At 64.5% G+C, this 26,144-nt stretch carries 22 protein-coding genes; 17 read left to right on the top strand and 5 right to left on the bottom strand.

From position 1 onward, the window contains the following. Positions 1-19: 19 nt before the first annotated feature. On the bottom strand, positions 20-919 hold the full coding sequence (locus H7A19_08465; protein MCP5474862.1) for a hydroxymethylglutaryl-CoA lyase: 900 nt from the start codon (positions 917-919) through the stop codon (positions 20-22). A 261-nt stretch (positions 920-1,180) separates the two neighbouring features. Between H7A19_08465 and H7A19_08460 the strand changes: the two genes are divergently transcribed. The 9 genes from H7A19_08460 to H7A19_08420 all read left to right on the top strand — a co-directional run bounded on the left by H7A19_08460 (position 1,181) and on the right by H7A19_08420 (position 9,430). Beyond that, positions 1,181-1,516 carry a DNA-binding transcriptional regulator gene (locus tag H7A19_08460; protein ID MCP5474861.1) on the top strand — a complete coding sequence of 112 codons (336 nt, stop codon included), beginning with the start codon at positions 1,181-1,183 and terminating at the stop codon, positions 1,514-1,516. Positions 1,517-1,666: 150 nt separating this feature from the next. Beyond that, positions 1,667-2,575, top strand: a complete 909-nt coding sequence (locus tag H7A19_08455) for an ATP phosphoribosyltransferase (protein ID MCP5474860.1) — start codon at positions 1,667-1,669, stop codon at positions 2,573-2,575. Positions 2,576-2,598: 23 nt separating this feature from the next. Next, a complete protein-coding gene (gene hisD, locus H7A19_08450; GenBank protein ID MCP5474859.1) occupies positions 2,599-3,912 on the top strand; it encodes a histidinol dehydrogenase in 1,314 nt (437 codons plus the stop codon). Then, entirely contained in the window at positions 3,909-4,967 is a 1,059-nt protein-coding gene (gene hisC / locus H7A19_08445) for a histidinol-phosphate transaminase (protein ID MCP5474858.1), read from the top strand. Before hisD ends, hisC begins: the two co-directional genes overlap by 4 nt. Positions 4,968-5,349: 382 nt before the next feature. Beyond that, positions 5,350-6,411, top strand: a complete 1,062-nt coding sequence (gene hisB, locus H7A19_08440; GenBank protein ID MCP5474857.1) for a bifunctional histidinol-phosphatase/imidazoleglycerol-phosphate dehydratase HisB — start codon at positions 5,350-5,352, stop codon at positions 6,409-6,411. Further along, entirely contained in the window at positions 6,408-7,043 is a 636-nt protein-coding gene (hisH, locus tag H7A19_08435; protein ID MCP5474856.1) for an imidazole glycerol phosphate synthase subunit HisH, read from the top strand. Before hisB ends, hisH begins: the two co-directional genes overlap by 4 nt. Next, positions 7,040-7,765 (top strand): 1-(5-phosphoribosyl)-5-[(5-phosphoribosylamino)methylideneamino]imidazole-4-carboxamide isomerase, encoded by a 726-nt coding sequence (hisA, locus tag H7A19_08430; GenBank protein MCP5474855.1) that lies wholly within the window; start codon positions 7,040-7,042, stop codon positions 7,763-7,765. The genes hisH and hisA overlap by 4 nt, the downstream gene beginning before the upstream one ends. Continuing rightward, positions 7,762-8,532: an imidazole glycerol phosphate synthase subunit HisF gene (gene hisF, locus H7A19_08425; protein MCP5474854.1), complete on the top strand. Its 771-nt coding sequence runs from the start codon at positions 7,762-7,764 to the stop codon at positions 8,530-8,532. Before hisA ends, hisF begins: the two co-directional genes overlap by 4 nt. Before the next feature lie 277 nt (positions 8,533-8,809). After that, a complete protein-coding gene (locus tag H7A19_08420; GenBank protein ID MCP5474853.1) occupies positions 8,810-9,430 on the top strand; it encodes a bifunctional phosphoribosyl-AMP cyclohydrolase/phosphoribosyl-ATP diphosphatase HisIE in 621 nt (206 codons plus the stop codon). A 415-nt stretch (positions 9,431-9,845) separates the two neighbouring features. Here the strand turns inward: H7A19_08420 and H7A19_08415 are convergent, their stop codons facing one another. Further along, a complete protein-coding gene (locus H7A19_08415; protein MCP5474852.1) occupies positions 9,846-10,574 on the bottom strand; it encodes a MerR family transcriptional regulator in 729 nt (242 codons plus the stop codon). Positions 10,575-11,082: 508 nt separating this feature from the next. Here H7A19_08415 and radA point away from each other — a divergent pair. Then, positions 11,083-12,459 carry a DNA repair protein RadA gene (gene radA, locus H7A19_08410; GenBank protein MCP5474851.1) on the top strand — a complete coding sequence of 459 codons (1,377 nt, stop codon included), beginning with the start codon at positions 11,083-11,085 and terminating at the stop codon, positions 12,457-12,459. A 528-nt stretch (positions 12,460-12,987) separates the two neighbouring features. Here radA and H7A19_08405 read toward each other — a convergent pair. Then, a complete protein-coding gene (locus H7A19_08405; GenBank protein MCP5474850.1) occupies positions 12,988-14,337 on the bottom strand; it encodes a serine/threonine protein kinase in 1,350 nt (449 codons plus the stop codon). A gap of 223 nt (positions 14,338-14,560) precedes the next feature. Here H7A19_08405 and H7A19_08400 point away from each other — a divergent pair, with 223 nt between their 5' ends. From H7A19_08400 to H7A19_08375, 6 genes are all read left to right on the top strand, one after another. Beyond that, a complete protein-coding gene (locus H7A19_08400) occupies positions 14,561-16,108 on the top strand; it encodes a cryptochrome/photolyase family protein (GenBank protein ID MCP5474849.1) in 1,548 nt (515 codons plus the stop codon). Positions 16,109-16,162: 54 nt separating this feature from the next. Next, the gene (locus H7A19_08395) at positions 16,163-17,146 is read left to right on the top strand and encodes a class I SAM-dependent methyltransferase (protein MCP5474848.1); all 984 of its coding nucleotides are present in this window, start codon (positions 16,163-16,165) and stop codon (positions 17,144-17,146) included. Positions 17,147-17,465: 319 nt separating this feature from the next. Continuing rightward, positions 17,466-17,837, top strand: coding sequence for a hypothetical protein (locus H7A19_08390; GenBank protein ID MCP5474847.1), 372 nt, complete (start codon positions 17,466-17,468; stop codon positions 17,835-17,837). 112 nt (positions 17,838-17,949) lie between these two features. Then, entirely contained in the window at positions 17,950-20,010 is a 2,061-nt protein-coding gene (locus H7A19_08385; protein ID MCP5474846.1) for a S9 family peptidase, read from the top strand. Positions 20,011-20,015: 5 nt separating this feature from the next. Further along, positions 20,016-22,328: a sel1 repeat family protein gene (locus tag H7A19_08380; GenBank protein MCP5474845.1), complete on the top strand. Its 2,313-nt coding sequence runs from the start codon at positions 20,016-20,018 to the stop codon at positions 22,326-22,328. A 51-nt stretch (positions 22,329-22,379) separates the two neighbouring features. Next, positions 22,380-23,681 (top strand): aspartyl/asparaginyl beta-hydroxylase domain-containing protein, encoded by a 1,302-nt coding sequence (locus H7A19_08375; protein ID MCP5474844.1) that lies wholly within the window; start codon positions 22,380-22,382, stop codon positions 23,679-23,681. 568 nt (positions 23,682-24,249) lie between these two features. On the opposite strand, the gene H7A19_08370 is transcribed toward H7A19_08375, so the two are convergent. Both H7A19_08370 and H7A19_08365 read right to left on the bottom strand, forming a co-directional pair. Next, the gene (locus H7A19_08370; protein MCP5474843.1) at positions 24,250-24,909 is read right to left on the bottom strand and encodes a lytic transglycosylase domain-containing protein; all 660 of its coding nucleotides are present in this window, start codon (positions 24,907-24,909) and stop codon (positions 24,250-24,252) included. Next, on the bottom strand, positions 24,906-25,154 hold the full coding sequence (locus H7A19_08365; GenBank protein ID MCP5474842.1) for a hypothetical protein: 249 nt from the start codon (positions 25,152-25,154) through the stop codon (positions 24,906-24,908). The genes H7A19_08370 and H7A19_08365 overlap by 4 nt, the downstream gene beginning before the upstream one ends. A gap of 27 nt (positions 25,155-25,181) precedes the next feature. Between H7A19_08365 and kdsB the strand changes: the two genes are divergently transcribed. Continuing rightward, the gene (gene kdsB, locus H7A19_08360; GenBank protein MCP5474841.1) at positions 25,182-25,961 is read left to right on the top strand and encodes a 3-deoxy-manno-octulosonate cytidylyltransferase; all 780 of its coding nucleotides are present in this window, start codon (positions 25,182-25,184) and stop codon (positions 25,959-25,961) included. Positions 25,962-26,144 lie beyond the last annotated feature (183 nt).

Below are 26,144 nucleotides of genomic sequence, written 5' to 3'. Positions count from 1 at the left end.
CATCGCCGGATTCGATCTTTCAGGCCGTCTTCTTGAACGCCAGGCCCACCTTGCTGCCATTGTTTCGTTGCAACAGGGTGCTGATCCAGCGGCCGGTCTCCACCAGTGCGGACAGATCGATACCGGTCTCCATGCCCAGGCCGTGCAGCAGGTAGACCACATCCTCGCTGGCGACGTTGCCGCTGGCGCCGGCGGCATAGGGACATCCGCCAAGGCCTGCAACCGAGGCGTCGACCACGCGCACGCCTTCCTCGACACAGGCCAGGGTATTGGCCAGCGCCTGCCCGTAAGTGTCGTGGAAGTGCACGGCCAGCGCCACCATCGGCACCTCCGTGGCCACTGCCTTCAGCATGGCCCGGGCCTTGCCAGCCGTGCCGACGCCTATCGTGTCGCCCAGGGAAATCTCGTAGCAGCCCATCTGATACAGCGTGCGCGCCACCCGGACTACGTCGGACAAGGGGACTTCGCCCTGGTAGGGACAGCCAAGCACCGTGGAAACATAGCCGCGCACGCGCACCTGGTCAGCGCGGGCACGCTCGATCACCGGCGCAAATCGGGCGAGCGACTCGGCGATGGAGGCATTGATGTTGCGCTGACTGAAGGCTTCGGAGGCGGCGCCAAACACCGCTATCTCGGCCACACCCACCGCGCGCGCGCGCTCATAGCCCTGCAGGTTCGGAACCAGCACCGGATAGGCCACGCCTGGCCGCTGCTGCAGTCCGGCATAGACGTCGGCAGCATCGGCCATCTGCGGTACCCATTTGGGGCTGACGAAGCTGGTGGCCTCGACCGTGCGATGGCCCGCCGCCGCCAGTCGCTCGATCAGTTCGATCTTGCTGGCCGTGGGCAAGTGCCGGGCTTCGTTCTGCAAACCGTCGCGGGGGCCAACTTCCACCAGGCGGATATGCTTGTCAGTCATGAGCGATGCGTACTGAACATCTTGATGGTCAGGCTATGCTGGGGTGGTGCGGCGCGCTTATCAAGCCTTGCTTCGGGAATCACTTGGCCGCCGTACATGCGTCCATGGCGGCCGCAGAGGGCCCGCAGCGCCACGAGGCAGATTGTCGGCGATCCGTGTCGACCTGACCCGGGACCTGAACGAGGTGCAAACTCCCGCCCTTGACGCTATGCAGCATCGCCCCTATGCTCCGCCGCATTGTAATAACGCGCTATTACGTGAATGAAACGTCGAGCGGTACAGCCAGAAACCTCCGACACCGCTTCGCTGGATTTTCTCTGCGAGGCGATGATGTCGATGCGCACGGTGGAGGAGATGCGCGCCTTTCTGCGCGATCTGACCACGCCCGCGGAACTTGAGGCGCTCACCGATCGCTGGCGTGTGGTTCCCTATCTGCTGCGCGAAGTGGCCTACCGCGAGATCCATGATCGCACGGCGGTCAGCGTCACCACCATCGGTCGTGTCGCCCGGTTTCTGGTGGGAGAGCAGGGGGGTTACGCGCTGGCAGCCAAGCGCCTGCAGCGCAAGGGTCGCTGGCCGCCTTCGGAAACCGACTGATCTGGCCATTTCACCCGCGAGACGCAAGCGACGTGGGGTGCCATCTCGTGAACGCTCGCTCAGCGCCCTGATACCCGCCAAACGCAGCGCCAATCCGGCTCCTGCGCAGCCTCAGCCTCACGCGGATGCCCCTGGTGTCCGCCAGACAGAATGAAGACCATGACCAAACCCAGAGATCGACTTCGCATTGCCGTACAGAAATCCGGACGACTGTCGGAGTCCTCGCAGGATCTGCTGGGCCGCTGCGGCCTCAAGTTCCGTCAGAGCCGGGACAAGCTGTTCTGCTTTGGCGAGTCGATGCCCATCGATCTGTTGCTGGTGCGCGATGACGATATCCCCGGGCTGATTGCCCAAGGCGTTTGCGAACTCGGCATTGTCGGCCGCAATGTCTCGGCAGAGCAGGTGCTGGAGGGTGGACCGGGCAGCGTTGCGCCCTTCGCCGAGCTGCGCGAATTGGGCTTCGGGCGCTGCCGCTTGTCGATAGCGGTGCCGCAGGAGGAAGGCTACGAGGGTCCGCAGGACCTGGCAGGGCGGCGCATCGCCACCAGCTATCCGAATCTGCTGCGCGACTACCTGAGTCACAACGGGGTCGAGGCCGACATCGTGGTGCTCAACGGTTCGGTCGAGATCGCGCCGCGCCTGGGCACGGCCGATCTGATCTGCGATCTGGTGTCCTCCGGTGCCACCCTGATTGCCAATCAGCTGCGCGAAGTGGTCTCCATTCTGGACAGTCAGGCGGTGCTGATCGGGGCGCCGCAGGATTACGCCGACGAACGAACTGAACTGCGTGAGCTGCTGTTACGCAGAATTGACGGTGTCATCAGGGTGCGTGAGACCAAACTGGTGTTGCTGCAGGTGGGCCGTGCGCAACTCGGTGCGGTTCTGGCGGCCCTGCCCAAGGGTGATCCGCCGTCGGTGTCGCGACTGGAAGCGCCCGCAGACACCTTGTCGGTGCAGGCGATCTGCCACGAGGCCATCAACTGGCAGCACATGGAAGACCTGAAACGAGCCGGGGCCACTCAATTGGTGGTGCTGCCGGTGGAGAAGATGCTGGCATGAGTGCGATCAGCGAGTTTACCCAGATGCAGATGCTGGATTGGGCCAGCGCCACGCCCGCGCAGCGTGAGGCAGTCCTGGCGCGTCCGGCGAGCAGCAGCAGTGCCGAGCTGCAGGCCGCGGTCGAGCGGGTGCTGGAACAGGTCAAGGCCGATGGCGATGGCGCCTTGCGGGCATTGACGCGGCGCTTCGATGGTTGCGAACTGGCCAGTTTCGAGGTCACGCCGGAGGAATTCGCCGCCGCCGCCGGCCAACTCAGCGTAGAGCTGAAACAGGCCATCGAGGATTCGCGTCACCGCATTGAACGCTTTCATCGTGAAACCCGTCCTCAACCGATGGCGCTGTCGACCGCGCCGGGCGTGATGTGCGAGCGCCTGCCGCTGCCCATCGTCAATGTGGGATTGTATGTGCCGGCCGGCAGCGCTCCGCTGCCGTCGACGGCGTTGATGCTGTGCACGCCGGCGCGGCTGGCGGGATGCCGCCAGATCGTGCTGTGCACGCCGCCGCGCAGCGACGGCAGCGCCGATCCGGCGGTGCTGTTTGCGGCCCACGCCTGCGGCGTGACCCGGGTCTTCAAGCTCGGTGGCGCCCAGGCAATCGCGGCCATGGCCTACGGCACCGAGAGTGTGCCCCGATGCGACAAGCTGTTCGGTCCCGGCAATGCCTATGTCACGGCGGCCAAGATGCGGGTGTCGCAGCAACAGGGCGGCCCGGCCATCGACATGCCTGCAGGACCTTCGGAAGTGCTGGTGGTGGCCGATGCCATGGCCGATGCCGAATTTGTCGCGGCTGATCTGCTCTCGCAGGCCGAACATGGTCACGATTCGCAGGCCCTGCTGGTCACGCCCAGTCGGGAGCTGCTGGAGACTGTCAACGAGGCGCTGCGCGAATTGCTGGAAGGTCTGTCCCGATCGAATCAGGCCACGGCCTCGCTGGCCCATGGTCGGGCCATTCTGGTGCAGGATCTGCAGCAGGCTATCGAAGTCTCGAATGCCTACGCGCCCGAGCACCTGATCCTCAATGTCGCCGATCCTCGGCGGCTACTGCTGTCGGTGGACAACGCCGGTTCGGTGTTCCTGGGCCGCTATACGCCCGAATCGCTCGGCGACTACACCAGTGGCACCAATCATGTACTGCCGACTTACGGCCATGCGCGCACGCTGAGTGGCTTGTCGGTGCAGAGTTTCCAGAAACTGGTGACGGTCCAGGAAGCCAGCGCCGAAGGCCTCAAGGCCATTGGCCCCACCGCCATCACCATGGCTCAGGCCGAAGGCCTGTCCGCACATGCGCTGGCCGTGCAGCTGCGTTTGCGGGCGATTGCCAGCGAGGGTCGGCCGTGAGCGTGCTCGATCTGGCACGCCCGGAACTGCTGGCGCTCAAGCCCTACAGCTCGGCGCGCATGGAAGCGGGCAGCGCGGCCGTGATGCTGAATGCCAATGAATCGCCCTATGCGCCCTTTGTGGGCGATACCTGGGCACTCAATCGCTATCCCGATCCACAACCGCGCGCGCTGCTGGAGCAACTTGCGCAAAGCTATGGCGTGACTACCGAACAGTTGTTCATCGGCCGCGGCAGCGATGAGGCCATCGATCTGCTGGTGCGGGCCTTCTGTCGTGCCGGTCAGGATGCGGTGCTGATCTCGCCGCCGACCTTCGGCATGTATGCGGTGGCCGCGGGCGTGCAGGGCGCTGCGGTATTGAGCGTGCCGCTGACGGCGGACAACGACTTCAAACCGGACTTTGACGCCCTTCGGGCAACGGCCTTGGCTGAGCCGGTCAAGCTGGTCTTCGTCTGCACACCCAACAATCCCACTGGCGGCAGCGTCGCCGCCGATGCGATTGCCGCGCTGGCTGCTGATCTGGCGGGTCGTGCGCTGGTGGTCGTCGACGAGGCCTATGCCGAGTTTGCCGATGTCCCATCCCTCACGACCAGGATGCCGCAGCTGCCCAATCTGGTCGTGCTGCGGACCTTGTCCAAGGCCTACGGTCTGGCTGGCGCCAGACTGGGTGTGCTGATTGCATCCTCCGAGATCATCGCCCTGATCCGCCGCATCATGGCTCCGTATCCAGTGCCCACGCCCTGTCTGGCCGCGGCCCTGTCGGCATTCTCTGATGAGGCCAGCGCTGCGCGCACCACGCATCTGGCGCAGACGCGCAGCGAGCGCGTCCGCGTGCAGGCGGCGCTGGCCTCGCATCCAGCCGTGCGCCAGCAGTGGCCGAGCGACGCCAATTTCATCGCCTTCCGCGTGGATGAGGCGCACGTCAGTTGGCAAAGGCTGCAGCAGGCCGGTGTGATCGTCCGCGATGTCAGTCATTACCTCGGACTGGCTAATTGCCTGCGTGTCAGCATCGGTACCCCGGCCGAGAACGATGCCTTTCTGGCGGCCTTGTCGTGATGGCCAGAGCCGCCTCGGACACCCTGTGGGAGCGGCTTCAGCCGCGATGCTCGCAGCTGCCGTACCGCCATCGCGGGCGGAGCCCGCTCCCACCAAACATGCCGCAAGTACCTGAAACAAGACATTTTCCGCAAAGGACGCAAAGGACGCAAAGTAGAGCAATTCCAAGATCTCGGGGGGCGGTGTCGCCAGAGATCGGGCTCAGCCGGACAACCATTGAACTCTTCGCGTCCTTTGCGTCTTTTGCGGACAAAAAAGTGAACTCCGAGATCGCCCACAGTTTGATGCGCGAATATGCGCACCGACAGGGACGACCGGGACTCCCATCGGGCAAACCGAAGCCCTTCCTGCAAGCTGACTTCCTGATCCGCTGAGCCCAAACATGCGAAAAATCCTGTTCATAGACCGCGATGGCACCCTGATCGAAGAGCCTGCCGACGAGCAGATCGATTCGATCGAGAAGTTCCGTCTGTTGCCCGATGTCATCGTGCCGCTCAAGCGGCTGGCGGATGCCGGCTATGAGCTGGTCATGGTCAGCAATCAGGATGGTCTGGGTACGTCGAGCTTTCCCGAGGAGACCTTCTGGCCGCCGCAGAATCTGCTGCTGCACATTCTGGAGTCCCAGGGCATTCGCTTTGCGGCCATCAAGGTCGATCGCCACTTTGCGCACGAGCCCAGTGATACCCGAAAGCCCAAGGTCGGCATGATGCTCGACTATCTGGCCGATCCGGGTTGGGATCGCTCGCGCAGCGCGGTGATCGGCGACCGCGACACCGATCTGCAGTTTGCGAAGAATCTGGGCGTGGCCGGCATCCGCTGCGGTCCGGGTGGGTTGTCCTGGCCCGAGATCGCGCGCCAGCTGCTGGACGCACCGCGCACGGCCCGGATCGAGCGGGTGACCAAGGAAACTCGGATCGAGGTCGAGGTCGATCTGGATTCGGAGCGGGCGCCGCAGATCTCGACCGGCCTCGGCTTCTTCGATCACATGCTGGAGCAGCTGGGCAAGCACGGTGGCTTCGGGTTGACGCTGAAGTGCCAAGGCGATCTGCATATCGACGAGCACCACACGGTCGAGGATTCCGCGCTGGCGCTCGGTCAGGCGCTGCGGCAGGCGCTCGGCGACAAGCGCGGCATCGGTCGCTACGGCTTCACGCTGCCCATGGACGAAACTCTGGCCGAGGCGGCGCTGGACCTGTCCGGGCGGGCCTGGTTCGAGTTCGAGGGGCAGTTCGGGCGAGAGCAGGTCGGTGGCCTGCCCACCGAGATGGTCACGCACTTCTTCCGTTCGCTCTGTGACACGCTCGGCGCCAACCTGCATCTCAGTGTCAAGGGAGAGAACACCCACCACCAGATCGAGGCCTGCTTCAAAGTGGTGGCCCGCACCTTCCGCCAGGCTTTCCGGCGCGAGGGCGACACGCTGCCGAGCACCAAGGGCGTGCTGTGAGCGCGGTCGTCGTCATTGACTCGGGGGTCGCCAATGTCGGCTCGGTGGTTGCGGCCCTGGAGCGCGCTCAGGCCCAGGTGGTCGTCAGTCGTGATTGGGAAATCATCCGCCAGGCACCGCGCGTGCTGCTGCCCGGTGTGGGTTCGGCCGCTGCTGCCATGCGCGAACTGGCGCGGCTGGATCTGGTCGATCGGCTGCCCGGCTTGGTGCAGCCGGTGCTCGGCGTGTGCCTCGGCATGCAGTTGCTCTTTGATGAGTCGGAGGAGGGTGTCGGCGACGCGCAGCCAGCAGCGGTTCGCTGCCTGGGCATGCTGCCGGGACGGGTGGACCGTCTGCCGGCCAGCCCCGGTATCCGCATTCCGCACATGGGTTGGAACAATCTGCTGCCGCGACGGGCGCACCCGCTGGTCGCCGGACTGGATCAGCGCGACTACGCCTATTTCGTGCACAGCTTTGCCGTGGCCGAGGGCGAGCACACGCTGATGGCCTGTCAGCACGGCGTCGAGTTTTCGGCCATCGTCGCCCGTGGCAATTTCATGGGCGCACAGTTTCATCCCGAGCGCTCGGCGGCAGTCGGGGCGCGCCTGTTGCGAAATTTCCTTTCCCTGGACGTGGAATCTCAGTACCGATGAAGATCTACCCAGCCATTGATCTGCGCGGCGGCCGGGTGGTGCGCCTGCAGAAGGGCGATTACGACCGCGAACAGCGCTATGAACTGGATCCACTGGCCCTGGCACGCTCCTATGCGGAGGCCGGTGCCGAATGGTTGCATGTGGTGGATCTGGATGGTGCCAGATCCGGCGACAGCGCCAATCTTGCGGCCATCGAGACCATTGCCAATCAGGTGCCGATCAGGGTGCAGGCTGGCGGCGGTGTACGCAGCGAAGCGGACTTCATCCGCTTCGTCGATGCCGGGGTCTCGCGGGTGGTAGTCGGCAGCTTTGCAGTGCGTGATCCGCAGGCAGCGCGGGCGCTGCGGGTGCGTTACGGCGCCGACAGTCTGACCCTGGCGCTGGACGCGCGGGTGGACGAGCACCAGGTCTTCCGCATTGCCACCGCCGGCTGGCGCACGCTGGAGAGTGTGGCCCTGGACCAGATGCTGCAGGACTTCGCCGACGACGGATTCGCGCACTTTCTGGTCACCGACATCGACCGCGACGGCATGCTGGCTGGCCCGAACGTGGCGCTCTATCGGCATCTGCGCGCACTGGCGCCGCAGGCGGCCATCCTCGCCTCGGGAGGTGTGCAGGGCCTCGACGATCTCGCCGAGCTGCGCCAGGTCGGTGTCGCCGGAGTGGTTATCGGCAAGGCGCTGCTGGATGGGCGCTTCAGCCTGACCGAGGCACTGGCATGATCGCCCGCCGACTGATTCCATGCCTGGACGTGCGCGATGGTCAGGTGGTCAAGGGCGTGCGTTTCCGCGATCACGTGGTGATGGGGGAGATCCTCGATCTGGCCATGCGCTACCGCGATGACGGCGCCGATGAACTGGTGTTCTACGACATCACCGCCAGCCCCGAGGGACGCAGTGTCGATCGCGAATGGGTGCAGCGGGTGGCCCGCAGCATCGACATCCCCTTCTGCGTGGCCGGTGGCATCCGCAGCGTTGCCGACGCCCGGGCGGTGCTCTACGCCGGCGCCGACAAGATTTCGGTGAATTCGCCGGCGCTGGAATCACCGGAACTGATCGACGCGCTCTCGGCCGAATTTGGTGCTCAGTGCATTGTCGTCGGCATCGATTCGCGCGAGGTCGATGGTGAATGGCGGGTCAACCAGTACACCGGTGATCCCAGCAAGATGCGCGAGCTGGCGCGGCGGACGCTGGACTGGGTGCGCGAAGTACAACAGCGTGGCGCCGGGGAGATCGTGCTCAACTGCATGAATGTCGACGGTGTCCGCCAGGGCTACGACCTGCCGCAGCTCAAAGCCGTGCGGGGCATCTGCCAGGTGCCGTTGATTGCCTCTGGCGGTGCCGGGGCGATGTCACACTTCGCCGAGGTCTTCGAGCAGGCCGATGTCGACGGCGCGCTGGCGGCCAGTGTGTTTCACTCCGGCGAGATCGCCATTCCCCAGCTGAAAGCGGAACTGGCGCATGCCGGCATTTCGATCAGGCAGGCCTGAGGCGGGCACGCATGGATTCCAGAGCATTTGTCTGCAAAGAACGCGAAGAACGCCAAGGAAAGCAAGAGTTGCATGAATATGGTCTTGCGGCCGCGAGCTTTGCCGCTCGGCATGTTGTGTTTTTCCTGGCGCTCGCGGGCAGAACTTCAGACTGCCAGATCGCCGCAAGCTTCCCTGTAGGAGCGACCTTGTGTCGCGACCGCGGTGGCACGCGCGCGGTATCGGTCGCGACACAAGGTCGCTCCTACCTGAAACCGGGAATGCCGTAATGAACCAAATGATCGAACCCAACTCGGGCTTTGCAATACCCGAAGGCATCGCCTGGGCCAAGGGCTTGATCCCGGCGGTGGTCCAGGATGTCGACACCGGGCTCGTGCTGATGCTGGGCTACATGAACGAAGAAGCCCTGCAACAGACCTGCGCCCTGGGTCAGGTGACCTTCTACAGCCGCAGCAAGCAGCGCCTGTGGACCAAGGGCGAGAGCAGTGGGCATGTGCTGAAACTGGTGTCGATCGCCGTCGATTGTGATGGCGACACTCTGCTGGTTCTGGCCCGACCTCATGGGCCGACCTGCCACCAGGGCACAGTCACCTGCTTCGGGGATTTTCCCGGGCCCGAGCTGGCATTTCTGGGCGAGCTGGGTCGCCTGGTCGAAACTCGCCATGCCGAGCGTCCCGCCGGTAGCTACACCACCAAATTGTTCGAATCGGGCACCCGGCGCATCGCGCAGAAGGTCGGCGAAGAAGGCGTTGAAACCGCATTGGCGGCCGTCGCCCAGGATGCTGAAGCGCTGCTCGGCGAATCGGCGGACCTGCTGTTTCACCTGCTGGTGCTGCTGCGCGATCGCGGACTGGGTCTGGATGATTTGGCGCGCACGCTGCGCGCCAGGCATCGGTGACGGCCGCGTAGCGGTGCAGGTCCAGACTTGTCTGGACGCTTCTCGCCCCTGCAGCGAACAAGGGGCAAGGGGCAGGGGGCAGGGGACCCACGTCGCGGCACGGTCGGACCCTGCGTCGTGGTTGGAAACCTGCCCCTTGCCCCTGCTCTTTCCGGATCATAAATCAATGGGTTAGCGCATGCGTGGTGAGAGTATCGGTCGCCGCTGCCGGTGCGCCTATTCGCCCATCAAACAGGGGGCGGGGGGCAGGGGGCATGGGACCCACGCCGCGGCACGGTCGGACCATGCGTCTTGGTTGGAAACCTGCCCCCTGCCCCTTGCCCCTTCTTTTTAAGTCTCATAACGCAATGGGTTAGCGCATGCGGGCGAGAGCAGGTCCCGACCAGCCTGGCCCCGCAAGAGCTCGAACGACGGGCTACTGCTCCACCGCCTTGCCCGCCGCCATGGCCGCGCCGACATAGGCAAACATCGCCGGATCCATGCCCATGGCCGACATCTGCTGCGGCTGGGCCTGCCAGGCCGTCGCGATCTTGCGCTCGACCACGGCATCGCCGCCGGTGGCCATCTGCACCAGCTGCTGCCAACGTTGGGCCATGGCGATGACCGCGGGATCGCTGGGTGGCGTGCCCGCGTCCATCGCTGCGCGCACGCCGGCAATCAGCTGCGGCCATTCCATTTCCGCCCGCTGGATGGTCTCGGTGCCGAGGGCTTCGGCGCGTTGCTTGAAGGCGGCGCGCTCGGCGGCCGTCAGATTGACTTCCAGTTCCTGACTCATGTGTATGCACTCCAGTAGTTGATCGAGAGATGATGTTGATTGCAGCCGGGTGCGCACCTGCAGCAGCGTCTGCAAGGCACCGTGTTGCTGGGCCAGCTCGCGCTGCAGGCGGGTAATGCGCTGGTCGATCAGTTGCTCTGCCGTGTTCGCACCGGCTGCCAGCAGCGGCCCGATCTCGGCCAGCGCAAACCCCGCCTTGCGCAGCACCAGGATCTGCTGCAAACGCCGAAGCGATTCCGTACCGTACAGACGATAGCCCGCCATCGAATGACTGCACGGCCGCAACAAGCCCCGTGACTCGTACAGGCGCAGCGCCTTGGCGCTGACTCCCGTGGCCTTGGCCAGTTCACCGATCCGCATCATCCGCATGTTGCTGCACCTCTGCGCTCAGACATCGATGCAAAGACTGCAGCTTGTCCCTGGGACAAGGTCAAGCGCCGATTGCATCATGTCCCTGGCAAGGACTCGATGGGAGGCCTCGCGCCGCGATCTCCGAAAACCTGTGCCTGAGGCGGGTTGGAGAAAATGCCTGACGCAGAGGACGCAGAGGAAAAGCAGAGAGCACGCGGAGAGCAGCATTGGGGAGCTCTGAACAAATCTTGACCGTCATTCCTGCGCAAGCGGGAATCCAGTGCTTTCAGGTACTTGCGGATGCATGGATTCCCGCTTTCGCGGGAGGGACGCCTTGTTCAGAGGAACCTTGGTGAATTGCTTTTGCCTCTCTCTGCGCACTCTGCGACCTGCTCTTGACCTCAACATGCCGCCGGTCTGGGGTTTTCGCGATGGCGGCGGCGAGGGCAATCGCGACGCGAGGTCGCTCCTGCCCTGGGCGCCGTGCGATCCTTTGCGGCTGATATCCGATGGAATTCCTGCCCGCATGAGTACAGCCCGCCCCAAATCGCGTTATGTCTGCTCCGAATGCGGCGCGGTGGCGCCCAAGTGGGCCGGGCAGTGCGGGGATTGCGGCGCCTGGAACAGTCTGATCGAGGAAGTCTCGGCCGGTTCCGGTCCGGGCTCGCGCCGCGGTGGATATGCCGGTGCCGCCAGCGCCGGCGAGGTATCGGACCTGGCCAGTGTGGCCTCCGAGCAGGAAATCCGGATGGATACCGGATTGGCTGAATTGAACCGGGTACTGGGCGGCGGTCTGGTGTCGGGCTCGGTGGTTCTGGTCGGCGGTGATCCGGGTATCGGCAAGTCCACGCTGATGCTGCAGGTGCACGCCAGTCTGCAGGGCAAGGCCGAGGTGATCTACGTCAGCGGCGAGGAGTCATTGGGCCAGATCGCGCAGCGGGCGCGGCGGCTGCAGGTCGAAGTCAGTGGTTTGCGCTGTCAGACCGAAACCAATGTCGAACGCATCCTGGCCACGGCCATCAAGGAAAAACCCAAGGTCCTGATCATCGATTCCATCCAGACCTTGTGGCTACCGGAACTGACGTCGGCACCTGGCTCGGTCTCGCAGGTGCGGGAATGCGCGGCGCGACTGGTGCGTTATGCCAAGGAACAGGGCGTCAGCGTGTTCCTGATCGGCCATGTCACCAAGGAAGGCGGCATTGCCGGCCCGCGCGTGCTTGAGCACATGGTCGATGCGGTGCTCTATTTCGAGGGTGAGTCGGGCAGCCGCTTCCGTATCCTGCGCTCGCTCAAGAACCGTTTCGGCGCGGTCAATGAACTGGGCGTGTTCGCGATGACCGATCGCGGCCTGCGCGAAGTGCCCAATCCCTCGGCCATCTTCCTCTCCGGGCAGGCCGAACGCGGCCCGGGCAGCATCGTCATGGTCACCCGCGAAGGCACCCGGCCGCTGCTGGTCGAGGTGCAGGCACTGGTTGATCAGAGCCCGCTGGCGAATCCGCGCCGGGTCACGGTGGGCTACGAAAGCAATCGGCTGGCACTGCTGCTGGCCGTGGCCCACCGCCACGGCGGTGTCGCCATCTACGATCAGGACGTGTTCGTCAACATCGTCGGTGGCATCCGCGTGTCCGAGACCGCGGCCGATCTGCCGGTGCTGCTGGCAGTGCATTCCAGCTTTCGCAACCGCAGCCTGGGCATGCACACCATGGCCTTCGGTGAAGTCGGACTTTCGGGAGAGATCCGGCCCATCCCCAACGGCGAAGAGCGCCTGCGTGAAGCCGCAACCCACGGTTTCAAACGCGCCATCGTGCCGGCGCAGAATCGGCCCAAGAAGGGCAGGGTCGGCGAGATGGAAGTGATTGGCGCCCAGACCCTGACCGAGGCGCTGGATGCGGCGGCAGAGTAGGGGTTGGGGTGCGGGAGGGTGAGGGTCCCGCTGGCTCCTGGCGGTGCGCCTGTTCGCGCATTGAACAGGGGCGGGAGGCAGGGGGCAGGGGACCCACGTCACGGCACGGTCAGATCATGCGTCGAGGTTGGACCCCTGCCCCTGCCCCTTGCTTCTTCTTTTCCAGGTATAGAAATCAATGGGTTAGCGCATTTTCGGTGAGCGGTGAAGCCTGAGAGCGACTTCGAGTACTCGTTGTTCCCGCGAAAGCGGGAACCCAGTCGTACGCAAGTATCTGAAAGCACTGGATTCCCGCTTTCGCGGGAATGACGGTGTGGGGAGTAGGTAGGTCACGTTGCCGCGCAGCGGCTACGTGACACGGTGACGCGACTGGCTTACTCCCTACCGGCACCCCGCGTACTTAGGTCACGTTGGAGTCCAGGGCCCAAGTGCCATCGGGCCACAGGATTTTGTTGCATTTCGAGAAATCCAGTTCATTCGTAGGTCTCGTGGACCGTATTGCTGCCAACGGGACCTACGACTTTGAGGCTATTTGCACTTCTCGATGGCCTTCACGTATCGCTGCTCGTTGCCGGGGTCGGTGGCCTTGAGGCCTCGTCGGGCTTCTTCATTTGAGCAATCGTATTCGATTAGCACCTGTTCAAAATTGTCGGCAGCCGCTTCGTAGTTCCCGAGTCGCGTCTGTGCCGCGCCGGAGGACAGCAGATCAGTCATTTTCACGGTCTGTTCTGTCGTCAGAATGGCCTTCGAGATATCGGAGTCGTTCGGCGTTCCCCTCGGCCACATCGCCACGCCCGCAACCACCACGACCACCAGCGCCCCGACCGCGGCATACAGCATCACCGGCTTGGGCTTGGCCTGAGCGGCCGCTGGTTTCTCGGCGGCGGCGCCGGACATCGGCTTGGATACCGCCGTGGCGCCTTCGCTGTCCTGCGGCCGCATCGGCCCGGTGGGCTGATTGACCGTGGTGGCGCCGACATTGTTGTCGGCTGCCGCCAGCTTGTTGAGCTTGACCTGCAACGGCGAGGCGATACTGGTGTCGACCCGGCGCGTGGCGGGCTCGGCTGGGGCCGCGGCGCCGGCCCGGTGCTTCTTCAGTGCCGCGACCATTTCGGCGGCGGTCTGGTAGCGATCGTTGGGATCCTTGGCCAGCAGCTTGTTGATCACGCCCTGGAAGCGCGCGTGCTCGGGTGGCAGCGGCGGCACCGGTTCGTAGACGTGGGCATAGCTCACGGCAAAGGTGTCACGGCCCTCGAAGACCTTGTGGCCGGTCAGCATCTCGAAAAACATCACGCCCATGGCGTAGAGATCGGAGCGGGCATCGGTGGACTTGCCCATGCAGCGCTCGGGACTCATGTAGTGCGGCGTGCCGACCACGGCGCCCACCTGGGTGAAGCTCGATTCGGCGTCACCCTCCTTGGCGATACCGAAATCCACCAGCACGGCCTTGCCGCTTTCGTGGAACATCACGTTTTCGGGCTTGATGTCGCGATGCAGCACGTGGCGCTTGTGCGCGTGCTCCAGGGCGCCGCCGATCTGGATCATCACCTCGACCGCGTCTTCGGCGCGCAGACCTTTCTTGATCTTGTCGGTCAGGTCGCCGCCCGGCAGGATCTCCATCGCCAGGTAGTAGTGCTTGTCGACCACGCCGCAGGCGAATACGGTGACGATGTTGTCGTGGTTGAGGCCGGCGATGGTGTCGCCTTCGATCTTCAGCGAGGCCAGAAAGGTCTCGTCGGGTGCCGAGCCCGGCGAGACGATCTTGATGGCCACCTCGCGCTTGGGTTGCAGCTGGTGCGCCAGGTAGACGCGAGACATGCCGCCGCGACCGATCTCCTTGAAGAGCTCAAAATTCGGGATTTCGATCGGTGCATCCATCAGGTCGGTGGTCGGTCGGTGAGGACGATGGCCGATCATAACCGCGCAAACCGTTCGCGTTCGACTGCTGATTGACGCGACAGGGCATGGCCGGGCCCAAAAAGGGCCGGCGTAATGGCCGCAGGGCTCCCCAGAAGCGCCACTTCCCGACTCTGCCGGGGCTTCGCGTCGTCGATACCGCGGCTTTGCGAGAGTTGCCGCTCAACCCTGTGGATGCGACAACTTGAGCCAGGAATTGCGGCGTTTGTATCTCGTGCTGGGGGATCAACTGGATCCGGCCAGTTCGGTATTCGCGGACTTTGATGCCGATCACGATGCCCTGTGGATGGCGGAAGTGGCCGAGGAAGCCACCCATGTGTGGTCGCACAAGGCCCGCATTGCGCTCTTCCTCAGTGCCATGCGCCACTATGCGCTGGCCATGCGCGAAAGCGGTCGCAGGGTGCACTATCGCCGGCTGGGCGAGCACGATGCCGGCAGCCTGCCTGAAGCCCTGGCCAAGGATCTGCAGGCGCTGCGGCCACAGAGCGTCGTTCTGGTCGAACCCGGCGACTGGCGCGTGCGTGAACATTTGCATCAGGCCTTGAACGAGTCCGGGCTGCCCTGGGAGGAACTGCCCGATCCGCATTTTCTGGTGAGCCTGGAGGCCTTTTCCGAATGGGCGCAGGGCCGGCGCGAGTTCCGGCTGGAACATTTCTACCGACACTTCCGCAAGCGCCTTGGGGTGTTGATGGACGGCGACCAGCCGGTGGGCGGGCGCTGGAATTTCGATGCCGACAATCGCGGCAGCTTCGATGCCCGTGGTCCTGGGTTGTTGCCGCAACCGATCCGCTTCGATCCCGATTCCACCACCCGTGAGGTGTTGGAACTGGTGCAATCACGTTGGCCCGATCACCCCGGCGAGCTTGAGAACTTCGATTGGCCGGTCACCCCAGTGCAGGCACGGGCGGCCCTGGAAGATTTCATCGCCCACCGCCTGGTGGCTTTCGGCCGCTATCAGGACGCCCTCTGGCGCGGTGAGCCCTTGCTCTATCACGCCCGCATCTCCAGTTCGCTGAATCTCAAGCTGATCGATCCGCGCAGCGTGATCGCCGCGGCGATCGACGCCTGGGAGCAGGGTCGGGCACCGATCGAGGCGGTCGAGGGTTTTGTCCGGCAGATACTGGGCTGGCGCGAATATGTGCGCGGGCTGTATTGGCAGCGCATGCCGGACTATCTGGCGGACAACGCCCTGGGGGCAGAGGAGCCGCTGCCGTCGATCTACTGGACTGGCGAGACGCCCATGCGCTGTCTGGCCGATGCGCTCCAGCAGACATTGCGGCTGGGCTATGCCCACCACATCCAGCGGCTGATGGTTACCGGGCTGTTTGCCCTGCTGCTGGGCGTACGCCCGCGCGAGCTGCATGAGTGGTATCTGGCGGTGTATGTGGATGCGGTGGAATGGGTGGAACTGCCCAATACCATCGGCATGAGCCAGTACGCCGATGGCGGTTTCATGGCCAGCAAGCCCTATTGCGCCAGCGGCAAGTACATCCAGCGCATGAGCAACTACTGCGCCGGCTGCGCTTTCGACCCGGCCGAAGCCACCGGGGCCAAGGCCTGTCCCTACACCACCCTCTACTGGGATTTCCTGATTCGCCACGAGTCGCGATTCGCCCGCCACCCGCGCACGGCGCTGCAGTGGAAGCATCTGGCGCGCATGAGTGCCGGCAAGCGCCAGGCCATCGAGCAGCAGGCCGAGCAACTGCGGGCCAGCTTGCGCGCGCAAGGGTGAGAAATGCAGCCGGGCCGTGCATGATCGCGCCAGCTGAGACAGGATCGGATGCGCATGAGCGGCAATGAACAACGCAGGGACAGCTGGAGTCGCTATTGGCAGGGCGGGGCACTGCATTCCTGCGCCGGCAGTTTCGAGGGCAATTATGGCGACAGCATCGGCGCTTTCTGGCGCAGCGTTTTCGAGCCGCTGAAGGCGACCGACCGGGTGCTCGACATCGCTACCGGCAATGGCGCTCTGCCGCGGCTGCTGCTCGATACCCGGACCACTGCCCTGGGCATGCCTGAAGTCGATGCCATCGATCTTGCGGCCATTGATCCTCCGTGGCTACGGGGCTGCGACACCGGCGTCCGGGAACGACTGCGCTTCCATGCCGACATCGCGGCGGAAAGCTTGCCCTTTGCCGACGCCAGCTTCGATCTGGTGATCAGCCAATACGGACTCGAGTATTCCGATCTGTCGCTGTCCGTCCACGAACTGCTGCGGGTGCTCAAGCCCGGCGCCAGCGTGGCGCTGATCGTGCACCATGCCGATTCATTGCCGGTGCGATTGGGCCGCGCCGAGCGTGTGGAGATCGATGGGTTGCTGCAATCGGGTGGTTTGATCCAGCGCGCGCGTCGCCTGCTGCCGTTTCTCGCTCGCCTGGGCACGCCCGAGGGTGCTGCTTCGGTGCAGCGCGATCCTGAAGCCGCCAAGGCCAGACAGCGCTACAACGAGGCCATGCGCGAGCTGCAGCAGCGCGCAAGCGGCCTTGCGGGTGACTTTCTGGGCGAAACCCAGCAAGCGTTGGGCCAGATCGTGGCGGCGACCCCTGTCATCGGTCAGCGTGCCGCCGAGACCCAGTTGCAGGCGTTGGTCGAACATCTGAACCAGTCACGCCTGCGTCAGGCCGAACTCGTCGCCCATGCCCTGAGCGCCGATCGCTTGCAGTCACTCGGTCAGCAACTGGCACAACGCGACGGCCTGGCGCTGGAGATCGCCGAGATTCGAGTCCGCGAGGAGTTGTTTGGATGGTCGCTACGGGCCGGCGCGCAGTAGATTCCGGCAAGCCGACGGTGTACGAGTCAGCCGAAGCAGCGGAGCAAGCTCTGCTACCAGAGCATCGGTGTACGAGGCCTTTGTAGTGCCGAGCTTGCTCGGCAGGATGTGCGGCTCTCTGGCGGTGCGAAGAGCAAGAAACCCAGCAGAAGCAGCGGAGCAAGCTCCGCTCTACAACAGCTGCGGTGTACGGGGCTTTGGTAGTGCCGAGCTTGCCCGGCAGGCTGTGCGAGCGTTTGTGCACTTGGCACTCACATCGGTGCAGCCTACGATGCACGCCTGCTGACCCCGTCGGGGCTGGCCTGCGAGGAGATGGTCGATGCGTACTCTGTGTGCGGTGGCATTGGCGCTGATGCTCTTGGTTCCATCTGTGGCCCTGGCCGATGACAAGGGGCAGGTGACCAGCGTGCTCACGCGGCAAAGCGAGCGTCTGTATGCGGTTCGAGTCATCAGCGTCGATGGGCAGAACCTGCCGATGGCGCGGCAGCTGATCCGTTTGGCGCCCGGCAAGCGGCGCCTGGGCGTGGTGGCCTTGATCGAGCGCGACAACGCCTTCCACCTGAACCGACGCGAGCGTCCGCAGCCCCAATACATCGAGATCGACGTCGAGGCCGGCAAGCACTATCGCATCGGCGCCAAGGTCAATGATCCTGCCTACCGGGAATGGTCCACGGTGGTCGAGTTTCGCTGACCGAGACTGCTTGCAGCTGGGCGGCTCGCCAGTCCCCGGTCGTCTGGCAGGTGCTCTCGCTGCCCAGTAATGGCAGACTCGGGGGTCGATGATCCCACCGGAGTCTGCACTGATGCTGCGTCGTCTCTCCCTGGTCCTGCTGTTGTTTCCGGCGCTGGCCTGCGCCGAAGCCAAACCCTTCGATGTCGACGATCTGGTGCGATTGAACCGGATCTCCGATCCGCAGTTGCGCCCGGATGGCAAGGCACTGGCCTACACCTTGCGTGAAACCGATTGGGAAGCCAACAAGGGCCTGCAGAGCGTCTGGCAGCTGTCACTGGATGGCAGTTCCAAGACCCCGCAGCGGCTGACCGCCGTTGGCTCCAGCGCCATGCATGCGCGTTATTCGCCGGGTGGCCAGCGCCTGTATTTCCTGTCCTCGCGTGGCGGCTCGATGCAGGTGTGGAAGCTCGAGGGACTGGGTGAGGCACAAGTCGTGACCAGCCTGCCGCTGGACGTGGGCGATTTCATGCTCTCGCCGGATGGCAAGCGTCTGGCGCTGGCGCTGGAGGTATACCCCGAGTGCGGCGCCAATTTCGATTGCAGCAAGAAGCGCATGGACGCCGACGAGGCCGAGAAGGCCAGCGGCACCATTCAGGACAAGCTTTTCATCCGCCATTGGGATACCTGGAGCCGCGGCACGCGATCGCAGCTCTTCGTCTACGAGCTCGACACGGCCGGCAAGCCTGCTGGTGCTGCCTGGTGGGCATCGCGCGGCATCGATGGCGATGTGCCGACCAAACCCTTCGGTGACCTCGGCGAAGTGGCGTTCTCGCCGGACAGCCGACAACTGGTGTTCACCGCCAGAATCGCCGGCACTACCGAAGCCTGGTCCACCAACACCGATCTCTACCGCGTCACCGTCGGTAGCGACGAGCCTGCAGAAAACCTGACACCGGGATACGGCGGCTACGATACCTCGCCGCTGTATTCGGCTGACGGCAAGAAGCTCTACTGGCGCTCGATGGCCCGCGCCGGCTATGAAGCCGACCGCAACCGCATCCTCGAACTGGATCTGGCCACCAAGGCAGTCCGGGAAGTGGCGCCGGATTGGGATCGCTCGCCCGACGGCCTGAGCCTGTCGGCCGATGGCCGTTCCCTGATCACCTATGCCGACGACATCGGTCAGCGCCTGTTGTTTGCCGTCGACATCGCCAGTGGCAAGGCGCGGCGGCTGACGACCGCGGGTTCGGTCAGCGGATACGCGGTCGGCAAGCATCAGATCTACGCCGCGATCGATGCCCTCGACGCGCCCGCAGACATCTACGCGGTCTCGCTCAAGGACGCCGCCCGCAAGGCGCTGACCGCGGTCAATGCCGACGCCCTGAAACAGATCCGCTTTGGCCAGTACGAGCAGTTCAGCTTCAAGGGCTGGAATGACGAGACCGTCTACGGCTGGGTGGTCAAGCCGGCCGACTATGTCGAGGGCCAGCGTTATCCGGTGGCCTTCATCGTCCATGGGGGACCGCAGGGCAGCATGGGCAACAGCTTCCATTATCGCTGGAATCCCCAGACCTATGCCGGCAAGGGCTTTGCCGTGGTCTTCATCGACTTCCACGGTTCCACCGGCTATGGCCAGGCCTTCACCGACGCCATTCGCGGTGATTGGGGCGGCAAGCCGCTGGAGGATCTGAAGAAGGGCATGGCTGCCGCGGCCGAACGTTATGCCTTTCTCGATAGCGATCGCGCCTGCGCCATCGGGGCCAGCTACGGCGGATACATGATGAACTGGATTGCCGGCAACTGGCCCGAGGGCTTCCGCTGCATCGTCAATCACGCCGGCATCTTCGACAACCGCTTCATGGGTTACACCACCGAAGAGCTCTGGTTCAACCACTGGGAAATGGAAGGCACGCCCTACGAAAAGCCGGAGAATTACGAGAAGCACAACCCGGTCAATCACGTCACCGCCTGGAAGACGCCGATGATGGTCACCCATGGCATGCTCGATTTCCGGGTGCCCTTCGAGCAGGGCATCGCTGCATTCACGGCACTGCAGCGGCGCGGAATTCCCAGCAAGTTCATGTGGTTCCCGGATGAGAACCACTGGATTCTGAAGCCGCACAACTCGGTGCAATGGCACCGTGCGGTGGAAGGCTGGCTGCAGCAGTGGACTGCCACGAGCGCGCCCTGAGCGCAATGCGTGACCCGCCTCGACTGTGGCGCCGCATCCGGCTGCTGCTGGGCCTGAGCTGGCTGCTGGCGGCTGCGCCTGCTGTGGCGCAGCTGCTGCCGCAACCGGAACCTGAACCTGGGCCACCTGTGCCGGTGTCAGCGTCCGACGACCTGACAGCGGCCTGGGAGCGATTCGCCCACTACACCCGCTTCGACATGGTGCTGGCCAGCTATTCGGTGCTGAGTCTGATCCCGCCCGATGCCGCCACGGCGGCCTTGTGCCAGGAATACGCCAAGGAGCTGGCTTGGTCGCGCGCGGTCAATCCCTTCAGCCCGGCGCTGCAGACCACGGCTCAGCAGTGCGCGGAAATCTCGGGTGATGAGGGTCTGCTGGCCAGCGAGCGTGAGCGCAGCCAGCGGCTGCTGGCCTTTCTGCTGGCCGACGGTCAGGGTGCATCCGCCTACCGGCCGCTGCTCGTGGGTGCCGAGGCTGACGCCTCGATGATGATCCGGCTGATGGGGGCGACGCCGCTGTACGGGCGCTATGTGGTGGGCTCGCCGGGGGGCAGCCTGCCTTTCATCGCCGTGTATTTCGATCCCGAAGCCAGGCGCGAGAAGCAGCTGCATTTCGACTTCATGCGTCTTTGGCAACGGTTGCGGGGGCATGAAGGCGAAGAGCTGTACCCGGCCATGCTGCGGGGATTGGTCGAGCGTTATCTCAACGAAGCCGATCAGGCGGCGAATCCGCGGGCGGAACTGGCCAAACTCACGATCGAACTGGGACGCGGGGAAATCTCGCCGGAAACCGCCGCCGCGCGGATCGAACGTCTGGCGCTGGAAGGCGACACGGCAGCCACCTTCGAGTTGCTGCCCCTGTGCCTGATTCTCGACGACCAGGGCGTTTGCGCTGCCAATGCGCTGGAACTGGTGCGGCCCTACGCAGAACGCGGCTACGCCGAGGCCATGGTGGTGATGGCACTGGCGGCCGAACACCGAGTCGAGGGCGCAGGCGATGGCAGTGAGCTGAAAAAGTGGCTGCGGCAGGCAAGTGAGCGGATGGGTGAGCCCGAGGCGCTCACGGCCTATGCCCAGCTGTCCATCAGCATCGATCCCGGTCGCAAGATCAGCGCTGACGCCGGCAAGGCGCTGCGCAAGGCTGCCCGTGCCGACCATGCCCCGGCCACCTTGCTGCTGGTGCAGATGTTGCGGTCGGATCGCTTGCGCCGTCAGCGCGGCGATAGCGCCGATCGCTGGCTTCGGCGCGCCGCCGACGCGGGCTCTACGGCAGCAATGGCTCAACTGGGTCTGGAGTATCTGCGTCTGGGGCGCTTTCGCGATGGCTGGCCGCTGCTGGAGCAGGCGGCGGCAAACAACGATCCTACCGCCATGGGCTTGCTGGCCATCGGTCATGACGCCGGGCGCATGGGCCTCGCCAGCGACGAGGAACGGGCCCTGTCCCTGTACCGGGAGGCCGCGCAACTGGGCAATGGCGGCGCCATGCGCCGGCTGGGGCGCGCCTATGCCCGGGGCGAGTTGAAGCTGAAGCCGGACATGGCCCGAGCGGAGGCCTGGTATCTGAGCGCGTCGCTGGCCGGCAATCAGAAGGCGGCCACCGATCTGGCCGATCTTTATCTCAGCGGCACTGAAGGCATGATCGGCCAGGCCAGTGACGGCTATGCCGTGATCGAAAAACTGGCCGCCGACGGCATGGTGGCTGCGCGCTTGCGGCTGGCGGTAGCACTGCTGCTGGGGCAGGGCGTCCAGGCCAATCCAGAGCTGGCGCTCAAGATGCTGCTTGAACTCAGCAGTGACGGCAATCTGGCTGCCGAGTTCCGGCTCGGGCAGATCTACGAATTCGGGCAGGGTGGGGTGGCGCCGGATCTGCAGCTCGCCCGTGCGCACTATCGAACCGCGGCCCGGGGCGGGCATCCGGATGCCATCGACTACTACGCCCGCGCCCTGTTCGCCGGTCGTGGCGGAGACCGTGATCGCGTCGAGGCCGTGCGCTGGTGGTCCCAGGCAGCGGCCAAGGGCCACGGTCCGTCGATCGCCAATCTGAGCTGGGCGCGCTGCAGCAGTCGCGATCCGGCGGTGCGCGATCCGCTTGATGGCACACGCCTGGTGTCTGAAGCCCTGCAACGCAAACCATCCGCCAACCTCAACGACACGCTGGCCGCGTGTCTGGCCGCCTCCGGTCTGTTTGATCAGGCGGTGGCCACGCAACAGCAGACACTGGATCTGGCCGACAAGGAACCAGCGCTGGCTGCGGAGCAGAAGCACGCCTTCGCCGAACGCCTGGCGCTGTACGAGCGCGGCGAGGCCTGGAGCGAAGACTGAGCCCGGGTGCACGCTCTATAGTAGCGGGCTGAATCATGTGCAGGACTTTCCATGACTGAAAACATCGACGCTGCCGCTCTGGCCGCACGCGAGCAGGCGGCATTGGCCCGATACCAGGCCGGCGATCTGAGCGGGGCGGCTGATGCTTTCCGCGCACTGCTCACCCTGAGCCCGGAACACCCCACGGCGCTGGAGTTCCTTGGCTTCGAAGCCAGCCAGCGCGCCGACTACGCAGCTGCCGTCGATTACTACCGGCGTGCCAGCAGCGCTGTCCCCACCGACGCCAGCCATGTCTTCAATCTGGCGATGGGCCACTATGGATTGAACGATCTGCCGGCAGCGCTGGCCGCGCTGGAGCAGACGCTGGAACGTGATCCGCGCCTGATCGAGGCGCAGCTGTATCGCGGCACCGTGCTCGAGCGGATGCAGCGGCCGGCCGACGCGGCACTGGCCTTTCTGCGCGCGGTGCGATTCGCCGAAGCGAATCTCGACCCACAGCAGATGCCGCCAGACCTCAAGCGCTATCTGAATCATGCGTTGGGGGTGGTGCGTGCCCATCTGGATGCCGAGATCGACCGCAGTCTGGCCGACCTGGTCGCGGCGCACGGCGCCGATGCGGTGTCGCGTCTGCGCAAGGCCGGCGACATCTTTGTCGGCAAGCGACCACCCGATTTCGCCCATCCCAAGTGGCGGCCGGGCCTGATGTATGTGCCGGATCTGCCGCCCAAGGCCTTCTACGAGCGGGCCGATTTCGACTGGGTCAGTCGGGTGGAGGCCGCCACCGAAATCGTGCGCGCCGAGTTGATGAACGTCATGACCGAGGGCCGCGGCTTTGCCCCGTACGTGAATCACCCGGAGGGTACCCGCGAGGCCCAGATCTGGAAGAGCATCAATCAGTCCTACGACTGGTCAACCTTCCACTTCTACCGCCACGGCGAGCGCATCGAGGAGAACTGTGCGCGCTGTCCGGGTACGGCGGCCCTCCTAGAATCCATCGACATCATGCGGGTGCCGGGGTATGGCCCTGAAGCCATGTTCTCCGTGCTGAAGCCGCATTCACGGATACCGCCACACTATGGAACGGTGAATGGCCGGCTGATCGTGCATCTGCCACTGATCGTCCCGGAGAACTGCGGTGCCCTGAAGGCGGCCGGCGAGGCTCGCGGCTGGGAAGAGGGCAAGCTCATGATCTTCGACGATTCCTTCGAACACGAAGCCTGGAACGACAGCGACCAGACCCGCGTGGTGCTGATCTTCGATACCTGGAATCCGAACCTCGATCCGGTCGAGCGCCAGGCCTTCAGCCGGGTGCTGGAGACAGCACAGAGCTACGAGCGTGCGGCCTTGGGGTGATTTGAGCCAGCGGCAGCCACACCGGAGCGTCATTGCGAGCCACCTGTTTCGGCCCGAAACTGCCGGCGGGCCATGAACCACAAACCCGCCTGCAGGAGTGACCTCGCGTCGCGACCGGCAAGCCGCACGACCGCATCAGCGGTCGCGCCGCAAGGGCGCTCCTACAGGTGAACCAAGCAAATCAACGACTTGCGATATGGGTTCATGGAGAGGAGCGCAGCGACGAAGCAATCCAGGGTAGCGCCGCTCGCCCCTGGATTGCTTCGCTACGCTCTCCATGAACCCTTCTTGTGAGCGGCGGATTTGCCGACACATGTCGTGCAGACGGCAAGCCGCTTGTCCGTGGGTCCAGACTTGTCTGGACGCTTCCGCATCAACAAGCGAAAAGCGTTCAGACAAGTCTGGACCCACAGAAACATGCAAGCGCCGGGTTCATGGCCCATGGGCAGTGTCGGGACTACACACGCGGCTCGCAATGGCGAGCTTGGTTGACTTGATGGCACATGTGCCATGTCAATCCGACACGGCGGGCGTGGCAACAAGCCGGGTGGGCCTGCGCCCCGATCTGCTATTTCCCGCCGCCGCCCATCGCGGCGGCGGTGGTCGCGCTGCCGCCGGCGATCTCTGAGGCATAGCGCTTCTGCAAGATGCCCACGCGCTCCACGTAGACCTGGGTTTCGGCATAGGGTGGAATCCCACCGTAGCGCAACACAGCATTCTCGCCAGCGTTGTAGCCTGCCGCGGCGAGTTCGAAATCGCCGTCGAACATGTCCAGCAGCATGCGCAGATGCTTGACCCCTGCGGCGATGTTCTGCGCCGGGTCGAAGGCGTTGTCCACGCCATACATGCCGGCCGTTCCCGGCATCAGCTGCATCAGACCCTGGGCGCCCACGGGCGACAGCGCTTCCGTTCTATAGGCGCTCTCGGCGTGAATGATCGCCCGCACCATGGACTCATCCACCTCGTTGAGGCGGGAAGCGGTGACGATCTCGTTCTTGAATGCCGTGACATTCAGTCCCGTGTGAGTCCAGTCGACCTTGGAATCGACCTTGCACGCCGGGCAGGAGTAGGTACCGATGACCTTGGCCGCCACTCCCTTCGGGCGAACATTGGTATAGACCGTGACCCCGCTTTTGTCGGTGTACTTGTAGATGTTTTCGCGCGCCGCTTCAGCCGTCTGGGCGGTGGCGGCACATGCGAGTAGCAGGGCAATCAGGTGACGGGTCATGAACGCAATAGGGCAACTTTGTTGGAAGGCTTGACAGCTGACATCAACAACAGGCCGTAAGTTTCTGACAATTCGATCTGTTTTGGTAGTGCCGAGGCCTGGGCGCGGTTTGCTGCGAGGCCGTTGATGCGAACCTGATCGCAATACTTTGTCGTTTCAGTCTTGCCTGGGGCCACGCGGAATCCCCGATTTTCCGCGGCGCCATCGACAGGATCGCCACGGGGAGCAACTCGTGGTGAGATCATGGGCTGCCATCGAGAGGATCCCGCTACATGTCAGATTCGGTCGTCATCGCCATTCCCGCCCGCTTCGGTGCCAGTCGCCTGCCCGGCAAACCGCTGTTGCTGGCCGGCGGCAAGCCCTTGATCGAGCATGTCATCGAGCGTGCACGTCTGCTGGCGACAGCGGAACTGGTGGTGGCAACGGACGACGAGCGCATCGCCGCGGTGGCAAAGCGGCTGCAGGTGCAGTCAGTCCTGACCCGTTCAGACCACGCGACCGGCAGCGACCGCCTGGCGGAAGTGGCTGATCGTCTGGCGTGGACTGACCAGCAGATCGTAGTGAACCTGCAGGGGGACGAACCGCTGATGCCGCTGAGCTGCCTGGAAGCCGTCATTGACGCCCTGCAGGATGATCCCAGCGCGGCGGCTGCGACCTTGGCGACGCCGGTGCTGGAGGTGCGCGAACTGTTCGATCCGGCCTGCGTGAAGGTGGTCTGCGATCTGCGCGGGCGGGCGCTGTACTTCAGTCGAGCGCCGATTCCCTGGGCGCGCGACGCGCTGGCGCGCGATCGCGAGCAGTTGCCGCCGGAACCGATCCTGCGCCATGTGGGTCTTTATGCCTACCGGGCAGGCACTCTGAGGCAATTCGCTCGGCTGGCCAAGTCGCCACTGGAGCACGCCGAGTCGCTGGAACAGTTACGATTGCTCGAGAATGGTCTGAGCATTGCCGTCAGGAGGGCGCCGGAGCCCATTCCGCCGGGCATTGATACGCCCGAGGACCTCGAACGCTTTCAGGCGCTGCTGGGCAGTCGGTCTGGCGACGATGCATGATGCTGCTGTCCGTGCGCTCGCGTCTGGACTTCGTCGGGTACACCGGGCATCGTCAGTACTCGGATGCTGGAGCCGTTCTGGCCCGGATCGGCACCATGGCGGCTCGGCGATCGATCCCGGCTTCGACGCGGTTTTCCCGGGCACGCCGGTTTCTACCGACGCAAGCCCATTTGGAGTCTAGGC

It is taken from the genome of Rhodanobacteraceae bacterium (genome assembly GCA_024234055.1).
GTDB lineage: Bacteria > Pseudomonadota > Gammaproteobacteria > Xanthomonadales > SZUA-5 > JADKFD01.
Note: the sequence above shows the minus strand (reverse complement) of the source record. Positions and strands in the feature narration are given on the sequence as shown.

What these genes read in the sequence shown, in the direction of transcription:
- H7A19_08455 (MCP5474860.1), top strand. Translation starts at nt 1,667, where the DNA reads ATGAAGACCATGACCAAACCCAGAGATCGACTTCGCATTGCCGTACAG.
- hisA (MCP5474855.1), top strand. Translation starts at nt 7,040, where the DNA reads ATGAAGATCTACCCAGCCATTGATCTGCGCGGCGGCCGGGTGGTGCGC.
- H7A19_08465 (MCP5474862.1), bottom strand. Translation starts at nt 919, where the DNA reads ATGACTGACAAGCATATCCGCCTGGTGGAAGTTGGCCCCCGCGACGGT.
- kdsB (MCP5474841.1), top strand. Translation starts at nt 25,182, where the DNA reads ATGTCAGATTCGGTCGTCATCGCCATTCCCGCCCGCTTCGGTGCCAGT.
- H7A19_08395 (MCP5474848.1), top strand. Translation starts at nt 16,163, where the DNA reads ATGAGCGGCAATGAACAACGCAGGGACAGCTGGAGTCGCTATTGGCAG.
- H7A19_08405 (MCP5474850.1), bottom strand. Translation starts at nt 14,337, where the DNA reads ATGGATGCACCGATCGAAATCCCGAATTTTGAGCTCTTCAAGGAGATC.
- hisD (MCP5474859.1), top strand. Translation starts at nt 2,599, where the DNA reads ATGCAGATGCTGGATTGGGCCAGCGCCACGCCCGCGCAGCGTGAGGCA.
- H7A19_08370 (MCP5474843.1), bottom strand. Translation starts at nt 24,909, where the DNA reads ATGACCCGTCACCTGATTGCCCTGCTACTCGCATGTGCCGCCACCGCC.
- H7A19_08390 (MCP5474847.1), top strand. Translation starts at nt 17,466, where the DNA reads ATGCGTACTCTGTGTGCGGTGGCATTGGCGCTGATGCTCTTGGTTCCA.
- H7A19_08415 (MCP5474852.1), bottom strand. Translation starts at nt 10,574, where the DNA reads ATGCGGATGATGCGGATCGGTGAACTGGCCAAGGCCACGGGAGTCAGC.
- H7A19_08380 (MCP5474845.1), top strand. Translation starts at nt 20,016, where the DNA reads ATGCGTGACCCGCCTCGACTGTGGCGCCGCATCCGGCTGCTGCTGGGC.
- H7A19_08460 (MCP5474861.1), top strand. Translation starts at nt 1,181, where the DNA reads ATGAAACGTCGAGCGGTACAGCCAGAAACCTCCGACACCGCTTCGCTG.
- hisB (MCP5474857.1), top strand. Translation starts at nt 5,350, where the DNA reads ATGCGAAAAATCCTGTTCATAGACCGCGATGGCACCCTGATCGAAGAG.
- H7A19_08375 (MCP5474844.1), top strand. Translation starts at nt 22,380, where the DNA reads ATGACTGAAAACATCGACGCTGCCGCTCTGGCCGCACGCGAGCAGGCG.
- radA (MCP5474851.1), top strand. Translation starts at nt 11,083, where the DNA reads ATGAGTACAGCCCGCCCCAAATCGCGTTATGTCTGCTCCGAATGCGGC.
- hisF (MCP5474854.1), top strand. Translation starts at nt 7,762, where the DNA reads ATGATCGCCCGCCGACTGATTCCATGCCTGGACGTGCGCGATGGTCAG.
- H7A19_08365 (MCP5474842.1), bottom strand. Translation starts at nt 25,154, where the DNA reads ATGATCTCACCACGAGTTGCTCCCCGTGGCGATCCTGTCGATGGCGCC.
- H7A19_08420 (MCP5474853.1), top strand. Translation starts at nt 8,810, where the DNA reads ATGATCGAACCCAACTCGGGCTTTGCAATACCCGAAGGCATCGCCTGG.
- H7A19_08385 (MCP5474846.1), top strand. Translation starts at nt 17,950, where the DNA reads ATGCTGCGTCGTCTCTCCCTGGTCCTGCTGTTGTTTCCGGCGCTGGCC.